The sequence below is a fragment of the Sunxiuqinia indica genome (assembly GCF_009847015.1).
In the GTDB taxonomy this organism is placed as follows: Bacteria; Bacteroidota; Bacteroidia; order Bacteroidales; family Prolixibacteraceae; genus Sunxiuqinia; species Sunxiuqinia indica.
The window spans coordinates 307,842-320,529 of the sequence record NZ_WVEM01000005.1; the positions used below are offsets into that span (position 1 = coordinate 307,842).

The following is a 12,688-nucleotide window of genomic DNA, read 5'->3' on the forward strand; positions in this document are numbered from 1 at the left end:
AAAACGAACAAAGATATGTACAGAACACATACATGTGGTGAATTACGACTGGAAAACCAAGGAAATGAAGTAACTCTTGCCGGCTGGGTACAACGCAAACGTGGATTGGGTGGAATGACATTTGTAGATCTTCGCGATCGATATGGGATTACTCAATTAGTATTTGACGAAACCTCTTCGGACGATATTACAAATCAACTCAAAAAGCTTGGCCGCGAATTTGTCATTCAAACCACTGGTATTGTTCGTGAACGAAGCAGCAAAAACAATAATATTCCAACAGGAGAAATTGAAATTGATGTAAAAAGCTTGAAAGTATTAAGCCCATCAGCAGTTCCTCCATTTACAATTGAAGATGAAAGTGACGGAGGTGACGATATCCGTATGAAGTATCGCTACCTGGATTTACGCAGAAACCCGGTGCGTGAAAACTTGATTTTACGATCGAAAATGGCTCATGCTGTTCGTTCCTATTTGAATGAACTGGATTTTATTGAAACTGAAACTCCTGTTTTAATTAAATCGACTCCGGAAGGTGCTCGCGATTTCGTTGTGCCAAGCCGTATGAATGAAGGTGAGTTTTATGCATTGCCACAATCGCCACAGCAATTCAAACAATTACTAATGGTTGGTGGATTCGACCGTTATTATCAAATTGTAAAGTGTTTCCGCGACGAAGACCTTCGTGCCGACCGTCAGCCTGAATTTACACAAATCGACTGTGAAATGGCTTTCGTTGAGCAGGAAGATGTTTTAAATACTTTTGAAGGACTGACCAAATACATGTTCAAGGAAATTAAACATATAGAAATTCAGGAATTTCCTCGCATGCCCTATTCTGAAGCGATTGCAAAGTATGGATCAGACAAGCCAGACACCCGTTTCGAAATGCTTATTGGTGACTTAACAGAAGTTGTAAAAGGCAACGATTTTAAAGTGTTCGACGAAGCTGAATTCATTGGAGCCATTTGCGCAGAGGGCTGTGCTGACTACACTCGCAAACAACTGGATGCATTGACCAACTGGGTAAAACGTCCTCAAGTTGGAGCAAAAGGATTGGTTTACGTAAAATGCAACGAAGATGGATCCTTCAAATCGTCGGTTGATAAGTTCTATTCTCAAGAAGATTTACAAAAATGGGCAGATACCACCGGAGCAAAAGCCGGTGATTTGATTTTGGTACTCTCAGGACCTAAATCGGATATGCTGGATGCTCTTGGAGCTCTTCGCTTAGAGATGGGAAAGCAGCTTGGGTTAATGGATAAAAATACGTTTAAACCACTTTGGGTTGTTGATTTCCCACTATTGGAATGGGATGAGGAAACAAAACGCCATTATGCCATGCATCACCCATTTACCGCGCCTAAGCTAGAAGATATTAATTTACTAGATACCGAACCCGGAAAAGTTCGCGCCAATGCCTATGACTTGGTTATTAATGGGGTTGAAATTGGAGGTGGTTCTGTTCGTATTTTCAACTCAGAACTCCAAGCCAAAATGTTCAGCTTACTTGGATTCACGAAAGAGGAAGCTGACGCTCAATTTGGATTCTTAATGAATGCATTCAAATATGGAGCACCGCCACATGCCGGTATTGCGTTCGGATTTGATCGCCTGGTTTCTCTGTTTGCCGGACTAGACTCTATCCGTGATGTTATCGCATTCCCGAAAAACAATGCCGGACGCGATGTAATGATTGATTCACCATCTCCAATTGCTAAAGATCAGTTAGATGAACTGAATCTAATGCTAAATTTAAAAGCAAAAAAGAACTAAAGAGTAATACGATTATAAGATATGAAGGGAGCTAGCAGCTCCCTTTTTTTATTTCAGGAAATCCTCCCGAATCGGATTAAAGCTATCAACCAAACGGGCTGTTTCTGACAGCAATTGAATGGTATGGGGTACACCAGAAGGCACTGCAAACATATCGCCTGCTACAAGTTCCTTCGGCTCTTCACCATCGCAGAAAAAGATGATTTTACCATCGGCGATATACGACGTTTGTTCATGCGGATGACTATGTTTTGGTTCAGGCTTTGTCCATGGGCCATCAGTAAAGTCAATTAAAACTGTCATCAAACTATCTGTGTGAATAATTTTTCGGTTTAATCCTTCCCTTACAATCTCGTATGGAATCTCTTCAAATTTTAATGTCGCCATAACTTCTTTTTTTTTTGTTAAGATAAAAAAAGGGAGAACTTAACAGCTCTCCCTTCATCTATATCTGATAATTCAAATTATCTTTCCTTTTTCCGCGATGAATAATTGATGTGTAACGCAGCAGCCTTACGCAATTCTTGCTTAATATCAGTAACGATACCCATCTTGGTGTATTCATCTACTTTAAGCGAAGTAATCATAAAAGGCACCTCAGCTTCATCTCGAGCTTCACGTTCAGCTGTAATGTAATCAGGTATATCTGATACTTTTGCAAACTGATCATTCAACTGAATACGAGGCTCAGAACCAAATACATTTTGGTATTGCTTAAAGGGAGTTCCTACATAAATATAACTCACCAACGATTTCTTTTCTAACTTCGATAACTCTGTTGCTGAAGGGACTGTTACTTGTACCTTCATAGTTACCTCACGCATAGTTGTACTAACCATGAAAAAGAACAACAACATAAATACGATGTCGGGCAATGAAGCCGTAGAAATCGGTGGTAATTCTTTAGTATCATTCTTTCTAAATTTTGACATACTAATTTCCTCCCACTTTTTTAGGTTCTGCTTCTGAGATCCGAGATGGATAAATATCTTTTATCGCACCTTGCTGATCACTATCAAGTTTTTCATAAGGCTTGCCAAACTTTTGTTTTGCAAGCTCTTCTCTTAGCTCGTTAATGGCACCTACCAACTCGTTTTGTACAGCGATGTATGTCCCATATTGAGTTCCAACGTCATTCCTCAACGAAATAACCCCTTTCGTAATTTCTACCTGTCCAAAAAAGTCAACAGTTTCAATCTTCTTTTCTGGCAGATCTTCGTCATTGTATGGGTTAGCCATAAATTCCTTGGCTTTATCACGTAGTTCATCAATATCGGTTATTTCACCTTCAACTAGTAATTGGTTTTTGGCGTTTACCAAAACCACAAAAACATTTCGTTCTTTAATTGGAGGTGTGTCATCTTCTTCTTGATCCTCTGGAGGCATTGGAGGAAGACGACGCTCTAATCCGCTGTCAACATCCATCGTGGTAGTTACCAGGAAAAAGATCAACAACATAAAAGCAATATCAGCCAAAGATGCTGCCGGTATTTCGGGTATTTTTTTTGCCATAATATTATTTTTTCCTGTTTTTAGTTACCACAATGGTTTATTTAAAAATACGAAAGACGGCAGACCCTGCGATAGACAGAATCGTAAGTCCTAATAAGATATAAGTTGCATAAAGGGTTGTTCCAACCCACTTCGATACTGTAGCATCTAAAGTTCCTTCGGCAACAAATTTATCAACTCCGTAAAATTGTGGAATAGCGTCAGAAGCAATAACATATGAAATAGCTAAAACAACTCCAGAAAAAACCAGAGCCATAGCACCTTTCTTTGCGGCTTCTTTATCTGTAAATGTGTGATATAATGCGAACACAATAGCCAATACTGCCCCTACACCTAGTAGTATGTAAGACCATGTTAAATTGGTATTGATCCAGGCACCCATAGTGGGATCAGCTTCGTTCTCCGAGATATTGGTCATCATAGACACAATCAGAACCGCTGAAACTCCTAAAAGCACCCACAATACAATGGATAATACTTTTTCTAGCTTCATAAGTCTAATTATTTTTTAAGATTGTGTTTTACCAAAATGTCGATCAAAGAGATGGAAGCATCTTCCATATTGTTGATAATACTGTCAATTTTCGCGATACAATAGTTGTAAAAGATTTGAAGAATAATAGCAACTACAAGACCTGATACAGTCGTAATCAAAGCTACTTTAATACCTCCAGCAACCAAAGACGGGCTAATATCACCGGCAACTTCAATCGCATCGAAGGCAGCAATCATACCAATTACAGTACCCATGAAACCAAGCATCGGTGCAAGAGCGATAAATAACGAAATCCAGCTTAATCCTTTTTCCAGTAATCCAGCTTGAACTCCACCATAAGAAACAACCGTTTTTTCGACCACGTCTAAACCTTCATCTGATCGGTCTAAACCTTGGTAGAAAATACTAGCAACCGGTCCACGAGTATTACGACATACTTCTTTAGCTGCCTCAACGCCACCATTGTCAAGAGCTTCTTCAACATTCACCAATAATTTTTTAGTGTTTGTAGTTGATAAGTTTAGGTAAATAACCCGCTCAAGAGCTAACGCAAGACCCAAAATCAAAGAAATCAATACAGTTGACATGAATGTTGGACCACCTTCAATAAATTTTTGTTTCAACTGACTGTGTAATGATTTTCCGGCTTCAGCTTCAGCTGCTGCTTCTTCCTCAGCATCGGCTGTTAAATCAACGGCAGGAGCAGTTTCTTCTGCTGCTACTTGTTCTGTTGCTGTTGTGTCTTCTGTTTGATCCTGAGCAACAACATTGTTTGATGCTCCAAGATAAAGCATCCCAAAAACTGCTATAAACGCAAATAGTTTTTTCATCATTGGTTGAATTTTAATTAGTAAATCTTCTGAATTTTTAAGTTTATAATACTATTTGTTTTTTGTTTTTAATCTATAATATAAAGACGAGTGAATTATAGTCGAATTATCTGCTTTTTTCAAACTTTTTTTTAATCATCTTGTTAATTAAAACAACGTCCCCTTGTCGGCGGAGAGAGAGGGATTCGAACCCTCGGTACCCTTTAGGGGTACACACGCTTTCCAGGCGTGCCAGTTAAGCCACTCCTGCACCTCTCCAATCATTTTGGGAGCCAAAATTTTTCAGGGCTGCAAAATACAAAAAAAATGTGAAATAAAAATACGCTACTCACTTATTTCACCACTCAAATTTTTTCTCAAATGTAACTTGATATCATCAAGCCCCAAGCCTTGTCCAAGCAAAAACATAAGCTTGGTTACTGCTGCTTCTGTCGTCATATCTTTGCCACTTATCACACCCATTTTTTTTAATTCCCGACTGGTTTGATACTGCCCCATTTTAACCGTACCACCCTGACATTGCGTAACATTGACACAGATAACGTTTCGTCTAAGTGCCTTCCTTACCGCTCTTAATAACCAGCTTGCTGTTTGAACATTTCCGGAACCAAAAGTCTCCAGAACTACACCCTTAATTGCTGGCATACATAATATTTGTTCAAAGATCTCACGATTCATACCCGGAAAAAATTTTAAAATCACTACATGATCATCGAAATTGGGACTAATTTTTAATATTCCTTTCTTTTCGGAATGGTAAATATTCTCATGAAAAAACTTAATATCGACCCCGGCTTTTGCTAGTATCGGATAGTTGACCGAATCAAAAGCACTAAAATGATCAGCATGCCTTTTCGTAATCCGGTTTCCCCGGTACAACTTATTATCAAAATAAACTGAAACCTCAGGAACAATAGCCATGCCATTATCCTGTGCCGCAGCAATTTCTATAGCAGTTATTAAATTTTCTTTCCCATCAGTCCGCAACACGCCTATTGGTAATTGGGAGCCAGTCATTACAACCGGCTTATCCAGATTCTCAAGCATGTAACTCAATGCCGAAGCCGTGTATGCCATCGTATCGGTTCCATGTAACACAACAAAGCCATCGAATTTACTATAGTTTCGCTGAATCATTTTTGCCAAACGAGCCCAGGTCTTTGGCGACATATCAGACGAATCAATAGGAGGATTAAATGCAATAGCCTCCAGATGGCAACCTAACCGTCTGATTTCGGGTACTTCATCAGCGATCTGGTCAAACCGAACCGGAGCTAAAGCGCCGCGTCCATTTTTTTGAACCATCCCAATAGTACCGCCCGTATAGATTATGAGTATAGATTTATTTTCCACCTCAATTTAATTTAATTTAATAAGTGCACAAATGTAAAGAAAGAATTTGAACTAAGTAGTGCGAATAACTTAGTGTCACGTTTCGAGTCTTTAACAATTTGTGATAGAAGCGAAACCGAAAATATCAAATAGGTCCGTGACCTTAAATCCCAAATAATTCAGTCGCATTGGCTGAAGTTACTTTAGCTACTTCATTAACCGAGACATGATGAAGTTCCGCAATTTTCCGTGCGATATGAATCAGATAGGAACTTTCATTGCGCTTACCTCGAAATGGGACAGGTGTCAAGTAAGGTGCATCGGTTTCAAGGATTAGATGCTTGGGATCAATCTGCCCAATAACCTGATCCAGCCCACTGTTCTTAAAGGTGACAATTCCTCCCACTCCAATCTTAAATCCTTGCTCAATAACTTTTTTTGCTTGCTCAATTGTTCCTGTAAAACTATGGAATACACCACTTAAATCTTTATCATTTTCCTGCTCTACAATGGCAAAAACTTCTTCAAAAGACTCCCGAACATGCAACACAGCCGGCAACTTATATTCTTTAGCCAACTTCAGTTGTTGCCTAAAAGCAATCGACTGTTCCTCTAAATAAGTAGTTTCCCAATATAAATCAATTCCAATTTCTCCAATTCCATAGAAGGGTCTTCTTTTCAACCAAAATTTCACCAGTTCAAGTTCTTCCTGATAATCTTCGCTGACAGAAGTAGGATGTAAGCCCATCATCGGATAACAAATTTGAGGATACTGATCAGCCAGATCCAACATCTTCTTTATCGAGGAACTGTCGATATTGGGTAGAATTATTTTCCGAACATCATTGTCATAAGCCCTTGTTATTACTTCGTCAATGTCGTCTTTATAATCTTCGGAATAAATATGAGAATGTGTATCAATAAGCATTTCAAGAATTTGCATCAAAGAAAACCAATTTGCCTTAGTTATCCTTACTCTGAATATTATCTAATTGATAATTTCCTCAGAAATTTACTCCGTTCTGGTATGAACCGTCACTGATTAAACAACCCCCTGCGCCAACATCGCATCTGCGACTTTCACAAAACCACCGACATTGGCTCCCTTCACGTAATTGATTTTATCACCTTCTCGACCATAACGCACACAGGTGTCATGAATCTCACGCATTATAATGTGTAAACGGCCGTCAACTTCTTCTCGTGTCCAGTTTAATCGCTGACTGTTTTGGGTCATCTCCAAACCAGATACTGCAACACCTCCAGCATTCACAGCCTTACCCGGGGCATAACTAATTGCTTTAATTAAATACTCAGCAGCATCAGCAGTGCATCCCATATTGGAAGCTTCGGCCAATAAGAAGCAGCCGTTTTTAACCAACAACTGAGCGTCTTCCAAATTCACCTCATTTTCGGTAGCACATGGAATGGCGATATCAACCTTTTGCTCCCAAGGTCTTCTATCGGGGTAAAACTTGGCACCAAACTCTTCGGCATATGGTTCAACAATATCATTATTCGTTGCTCGTAGCTCCAGCAAATAATCGATTTTTTCGCCATGAATACCATCAGCATCATAAATGTAGCCATCGGGTCCCGAGATGGTTACCACCTTACCCCCAAGCTCAGCAATTTTAGTGATTGCCCCCCAGGCTACATTGCCAAATCCGGAGACGGAAAAAGTTTGTCCGGCAATGTCTTTACCCAACAGAGAGAGCATGTGATGCACAAAATATACGGCTCCAAAACCAGTTGCCTCGGGGCGAATTAAACTCCCCCCCCAAGCGAGTCCTTTGCCTGTTAGCACGCCAGTAAACTCATTCCGAATTCGTTTATACTGCCCGAACAGGTAACCAATTTCCCGTCCGCCGACTCCAATATCGCCGGCAGGAACATCGGTATGAGGACCAATATGCCTTTGCAATTCGGTCATAAAGCTTTGACAAAACCGCATAATTTCATTATCAGACTTTCCTTTGGGGCTAAAATCTGAACCTCCTTTTCCTCCGCCCATGGGCAGGCTTGTGAGGCTATTTTTAAAGGTCTGCTCAAAACCCAAAAACTTTAAAATTGAAAGAGTTACTGTAGGGTGAAAACGTAATCCGCCTTTGTATGGCCCCAAAGCCGAATTGAATTCGACACGGTACCCTCTGTTAATTTGGACCTCTCCTAAATCGTCAACCCAAGGAACGCGAAACATAATTACCCGCTCAGGTTCAGTCATACGTTCCAATATTTTTGCCTTTTTATATCGAGGATTTTGTTGATAGACATCCCAAATGCTTTCTACCACTTCTTGAACCGCTTGATGAAATTCCTTTTCACCAGCTGTTTTTGCTTTTAATGCTGTCAGAAATTCGTTAATATCCGCTTTCATCTTATTATTTTTTCAGAATAAAACTGCCAATTACCTTAACAAAGGAAACGACGAAATTAGCCTTAAAAACTGATTTTAGCCCAAGTCTTAATAACAATAGTAATGTTTAAGAACAGCAACTAATATCAAGGTTCAGCCACAGAAACAGATAACTGACTGAGCCATAAGATGACGATACATTTTATAAAAACACACATACCCTGCGCACATGCGATAGTCTCCCCCGAGATTTACTTTTCCTATACATATCCCTGAGCCATCATGGCTTTGGCCACTTTTACAAAGCCAGCCACATTTGCTCCATCAACATAATTTACCCATCCGTTATTATGTTTTCCATAACTCACGCACATTTCATGAATACTTTTCATAATTGTATGCAATCGGCCGTCAACTTCTTCCCGGGTCCAGTTTATACGCATGCTGTTTTGGCTCATTTCTAATCCTGAAACAGCCACACCGCCAGCATTAGCAGCCTTGCCGGGTGCATACAAAATCCGTCCTTTATGAAACTCATGAACAGCCTCGGGGGTGCTCGGCATATTTGCCCCTTCTGATATAACTTCACATCCATTTTTAAGAAGCATCGTTGCTTCTTCCTGATTAATTTCATTCTCGGTTGCGCAAGGCAGAGCAACGTCACATTTTACCGACCAGGGCCGCTCGCCTACTTTGTAAATACAACCATACCTCTCAGCATATTCTTTTATCCTGCCCCGACTGATGTTTTTAAGCTCCATCACATAATCTAGTTTTTCGCGATCAATTCCATCCGGATCGTGTATAAACCCGCTCGAATCAGACATGGTAACAACCTTCCCACCAAATTGGATTACCTTCTCTGCAGCAAACTGAGCCACATTACCCGAACCAGAAATGCAAACAACTTTTCCATCAAACGATTCTCCCTTCCGCTTCATCATTTCTTCGGCAAAATAAACCGCCCCATAACCAGTCGCCTCAGGACGAATTAAACTCCCTCCCCACTCCAGTCCTTTCCCGGTTAACACACCGGTAAATTCATTTCGTATTCGTTTATACTGACCAAACAAAAAGCCGATCTCTCTTCCTCCTACCCCAATATCGCCGGCTGGAATATCAGTATTTGGACCGATGTGCCTCTGAAGCTCTGTCATAAAACTCTGGCAAAAACGCATGACTTCGTTATCCGATTTATTTTTCGGGTCAAAATCCGATCCTCCCTTTCCTCCGCCAAGAGGTAAGCTGGTTAAGCTATTTTTGAAAACCTGCTCGAAAGCAAGAAATTTTAAGATACTTAGATTAACCGTTGGATGAAAACGCAACCCTCCTTTATAGGGCCCCAAGGCAGAATTCATCTCCACACGAAACCCACGATTTACCGAAACCACTCCCTTATCATTCGTCCAGGGAACCCGAAACTGAACAATACGTTCAGGTTCAATAATCCGTTCTAATATCTTGGATTGATTATAGTTGGGATTATTCAACAAAAAGGGAGCGATAGATTCAACCACCTCATGCACTGCCTGATGAAATTCTTTCTGAAAAGGATCTCTGGCTTTCACATAATCCATAAACGAACGGATAAACTTGCTTGTTGATTTTTCCATAGTAAATAAATTTTATTTTAATCTATAAGTTCGCAAACCAACATGAAACTTACAAGCTGTTATTGAGCAGTGAGAAAAAGACATCAGCAACTATAAATCAACACATCCAAGCTGCTTTCTTTTAACAAGAAGAAGAATTCTTTCTCGCATCCATTCGAATCGAAACATTTCTAATTGTTGATTACTCCAGGGCCATTCTACTAGAATTAAAAAAAGTCTATTCATGCGTGGAAAAGTGCCATTCATCATTCGAAATGTAGCGTCTATCAAAAAGTAATGAAAAAGATATGAAGTAATCTTGCATCACTATAACTTTGCGTTGTTACGATTAACTAGCAGAAGCGACATGCCCAAAAAATTGACACCGAAGAATTCTACAATAGGTAAACTCATTTTAATTACACTGTTTTTTTACCTCCCGATATTAACTGCCCAACTATTTTTTAAAAAAGCAGCCCCCAGTAACAACACATTTATTGTCTTATACTTTTCTCTTTCTACCATACTCGCCAACGTGCTCGTGATCAGCTACGCCGTTAAACGAAAAAACGTTGAAAGCTTTACGATTCAAAATGATTTGAAACAGCTGCCCTTATCATTTCTTCCGATTGCTTTTGTTAGCACGCTGGCATTATTTTTTGTAGTTGACCCACTAGACCTAATCCTTCCCTCTTCTAAAATTTACTTAAACTACCTGGAACAGCTAATGCAATTAAAAATCTACTCCTTTATAGTGATTGTTGTGATTGTCCCGATTTTAGAAGAAATCCTTTTTCGTGGTATTATCCTGAGAAACCTACTCCATAAGTTCAGCCCATTTCGGGCAATTGCGATTTCGGCACTTCTCTTTGCTGCAATTCATTTTAACCTGGCACAATTAGTAACCGGATTTATTGGAGGTATCTTTTTTGGCTACCTTTTTTGGCAAACAAAATCTATACTAACATGCATCTCGGCTCACATGGTGTACAATGCTTTTTCATTCTTTTCATACCACTTTTTAAGAACTAATTTTAGTATCGAATCAGCAATTGACAACACATCGGTGTACCTCATTTTATATTTGGCAGCAGCCTTAACTTTGGCTTTTAGTATCTTATTCATCTACAAAACAAACTATACAAAGCATATTAATTCAGGAAATCTTTAAACTTGGACAAAAAGTAATAGATCGCTAAAAGTTGTATTTTTGCAACTCATAAAAACATAAATAAAAATGAAACAAGCAGAAATTCATACCGAAAAAGGTATCATGAAAGTTAACTTTTACGAAGATGATGCACCTTTAACAGTTGCTAATTTCATCAAACTATCGAAAGAAGGCTTTTACGACGGAGTAACTTTCCACCGGGTAATTCCAAATTTTGTTGTTCAGGGAGGTTGCCCCGATGGAACTGGTGCCGGAGGCCCCGGATATACAATCAAATGCGAATTGGATGGCGACAATCAATACCACGATCGTGGTGTTTTATCAATGGCTCATGCAGGAAAAGACACCGGAGGTTCGCAGTTTTTTATTTGTCACAGCCGACAAAATACAGCGCATCTTGACCGCAAGCACACGTGCTTCGGAAAAGTTTACGAGGGATTGGAAGTGATTGATAATATCCGTCAGGGAGATGAAATTGAAAAAATAGTAATCATCGAAGAGTAATATTGGAGGATTGGGTGATCAAACTCATCCAATCCTTTATCAAATACCAACACCCTATGTCTGGAGGAGGAGCCATTGCTGCTATGGTGCAGTCAATAAAGAGTAATCGTAATCTTTTAAAAGCAAAAGGTCATGCACTCAAAAACAGAATTGTTAATGACTCTCCATACAAACACAATAAACTAAGCTTCAAAAAGGCCACTAGCGAGGAACTTCAGGAATTTCGGCAAAAACTATTGAAGCAGAAAAAATTTGAACAGAAGATTCGAATAACCATTTACCTGATTCTACTTCTTATTCTATCACTCGCCCTTTATTATATCTCAATATAAACACGAACATTCCCGTTGTTTACATTCCATTTTTCGCTATAAATTTCTCTGCAGCAGTAAGGTCTTCGGGTATGTCAATTCCGATACTTTCAAAGCTGGTTTTTGCCACTTTGATCCGGTATCCATTTTCCAGCCAACGCAATTGCTCCAAAGATTCGGCCAGTTCCAATCGCGAAGGCAATAGTAAAGTAATCTGTTCCAACACCTCTTTCCGGTAGGCATACATCCCAAGATGACTAAAAAAATCATGACGGGTTAACCACTTTTCCCTTTCTTCATCTCGAATATGAGGAATTGCCTCGCGGCTAAACAACAATGCATTCTGATTACGATCCATCACCACCTTGGGGCGATTCGTATTAAATAATACTTCATAACTTTCAATCTGCTTGACCAAAGTTGCAATTTCAGTTTCCGAGTCATCAAAACATGATTTGAGCGCATTTAATTGTTCTTGGCGCACAAATGGCTCGTCCCCCTGAATATTAATAACCACATCAAACTGAATTTCGGCTGACAAAAGTGCAGCCGCTTCAGCACACCGGTCGGTTCCACTCTGGTGATCATCGCGAGTCATCACATACTTCCCCCCAAATCCGGCAACTGCTTTTGCAATCCGCTCATCGTCAGTAGCAACCCAAACATCGTCTATCGCCTTTTCAGCATTCTCATAAACATGCTGAATAATCAGCTTATCGCCCAGTTTCACCAAGGGTTTACCGGGAAATCGGGTTGAAGCGTATCGAGCCGGTATAATTCCAATAAACTTAGTTTTGGTTGATTCCAT

Annotated in this window: 14 protein-coding genes and 1 tRNA gene; 4 read left to right on the forward strand and 11 right to left on the reverse strand. The window is 39.7% G+C overall.

Features of this window, described 5'->3' with window-relative positions; all coding sequences use genetic code 11:
• Positions 1 to 15 precede the first annotated feature (15 nt).
• On the forward strand, positions 16 to 1,776 hold the full coding sequence (gene aspS / locus GR929_RS09960; protein ID WP_159519281.1) for an aspartate--tRNA ligase: 1,761 nt from the start codon (positions 16 to 18) through the stop codon (positions 1,774 to 1,776).
• A 48-nt stretch (positions 1,777 to 1,824) separates the two neighbouring features.
• On the opposite strand, the gene GR929_RS09965 is transcribed toward aspS, so the two are convergent.
• The 10 genes from GR929_RS09965 to gdhA (GR929_RS10010) all read right to left on the reverse strand — a co-directional run bounded on the left by GR929_RS09965 (position 1,825) and on the right by gdhA (GR929_RS10010) (position 9,915).
• Positions 1,825 to 2,163, reverse strand: a complete 339-nt coding sequence (locus tag GR929_RS09965) for a cupin domain-containing protein (RefSeq protein ID WP_159519283.1) — start codon at positions 2,161 to 2,163, stop codon at positions 1,825 to 1,827.
• Between the two features lie 77 nt (positions 2,164 to 2,240).
• Complete coding sequence (locus tag GR929_RS09970) at positions 2,241 to 2,708, reverse strand: ExbD/TolR family protein (RefSeq protein ID WP_159519285.1); 468 nt, start codon at positions 2,706 to 2,708, stop codon at positions 2,241 to 2,243.
• A gap of 1 nt (position 2,709) precedes the next feature.
• Positions 2,710 to 3,288 (reverse strand): ExbD/TolR family protein, encoded by a 579-nt coding sequence (locus tag GR929_RS09975; protein WP_159519287.1) that lies wholly within the window; start codon positions 3,286 to 3,288, stop codon positions 2,710 to 2,712.
• A 37-nt stretch (positions 3,289 to 3,325) separates the two neighbouring features.
• Positions 3,326 to 3,781, reverse strand: a complete 456-nt coding sequence (locus GR929_RS09980; protein WP_159519289.1) for a hypothetical protein — start codon at positions 3,779 to 3,781, stop codon at positions 3,326 to 3,328.
• Between the two features lie 8 nt (positions 3,782 to 3,789).
• Positions 3,790 to 4,617, reverse strand: a complete 828-nt coding sequence (locus GR929_RS09985; RefSeq protein ID WP_235934245.1) for a MotA/TolQ/ExbB proton channel family protein — start codon at positions 4,615 to 4,617, stop codon at positions 3,790 to 3,792.
• Between the two features lie 167 nt (positions 4,618 to 4,784).
• A tRNA-Ser gene (locus GR929_RS09990) sits at positions 4,785 to 4,872 on the reverse strand.
• A 66-nt stretch (positions 4,873 to 4,938) separates the two neighbouring features.
• Positions 4,939 to 5,967, reverse strand: coding sequence for an asparaginase (locus GR929_RS09995; protein ID WP_235934248.1), 1,029 nt, complete (start codon positions 5,965 to 5,967; stop codon positions 4,939 to 4,941).
• A gap of 142 nt (positions 5,968 to 6,109) precedes the next feature.
• Positions 6,110 to 6,889: a TatD family hydrolase gene (locus tag GR929_RS10000; protein ID WP_159519291.1), complete on the reverse strand. Its 780-nt coding sequence runs from the start codon at positions 6,887 to 6,889 to the stop codon at positions 6,110 to 6,112.
• A 99-nt stretch (positions 6,890 to 6,988) separates the two neighbouring features.
• Positions 6,989 to 8,323, reverse strand: a complete 1,335-nt coding sequence (gene gdhA / locus GR929_RS10005) for an NADP-specific glutamate dehydrogenase (RefSeq protein WP_159519293.1) — start codon at positions 8,321 to 8,323, stop codon at positions 6,989 to 6,991.
• Between the two features lie 239 nt (positions 8,324 to 8,562).
• Entirely contained in the window at positions 8,563 to 9,915 is a 1,353-nt protein-coding gene (gene gdhA, locus GR929_RS10010; protein ID WP_159519295.1) for an NADP-specific glutamate dehydrogenase, read from the reverse strand.
• A gap of 346 nt (positions 9,916 to 10,261) precedes the next feature.
• Here gdhA (GR929_RS10010) and GR929_RS10015 point away from each other — a divergent pair, with 346 nt between their 5' ends.
• The 3 genes from GR929_RS10015 to GR929_RS10025 all read left to right on the forward strand — a co-directional run bounded on the left by GR929_RS10015 (position 10,262) and on the right by GR929_RS10025 (position 11,901).
• On the forward strand, positions 10,262 to 11,065 hold the full coding sequence (locus GR929_RS10015; RefSeq protein ID WP_159519297.1) for a CPBP family intramembrane glutamic endopeptidase: 804 nt from the start codon (positions 10,262 to 10,264) through the stop codon (positions 11,063 to 11,065).
• 66 nt (positions 11,066 to 11,131) lie between these two features.
• On the forward strand, positions 11,132 to 11,569 hold the full coding sequence (locus GR929_RS10020) for a peptidylprolyl isomerase (protein ID WP_159519299.1): 438 nt from the start codon (positions 11,132 to 11,134) through the stop codon (positions 11,567 to 11,569).
• Positions 11,570 to 11,625: 56 nt separating this feature from the next.
• Positions 11,626 to 11,901, forward strand: a complete 276-nt coding sequence (locus GR929_RS10025) for a hypothetical protein (RefSeq protein WP_159519301.1) — start codon at positions 11,626 to 11,628, stop codon at positions 11,899 to 11,901.
• A 19-nt stretch (positions 11,902 to 11,920) separates the two neighbouring features.
• Here the strand turns inward: GR929_RS10025 and kdsB are convergent, their stop codons facing one another.
• Positions 11,921 to 12,688, reverse strand: a complete 768-nt coding sequence (gene kdsB / locus GR929_RS10030; protein WP_159519303.1) for a 3-deoxy-manno-octulosonate cytidylyltransferase — start codon at positions 12,686 to 12,688, stop codon at positions 11,921 to 11,923.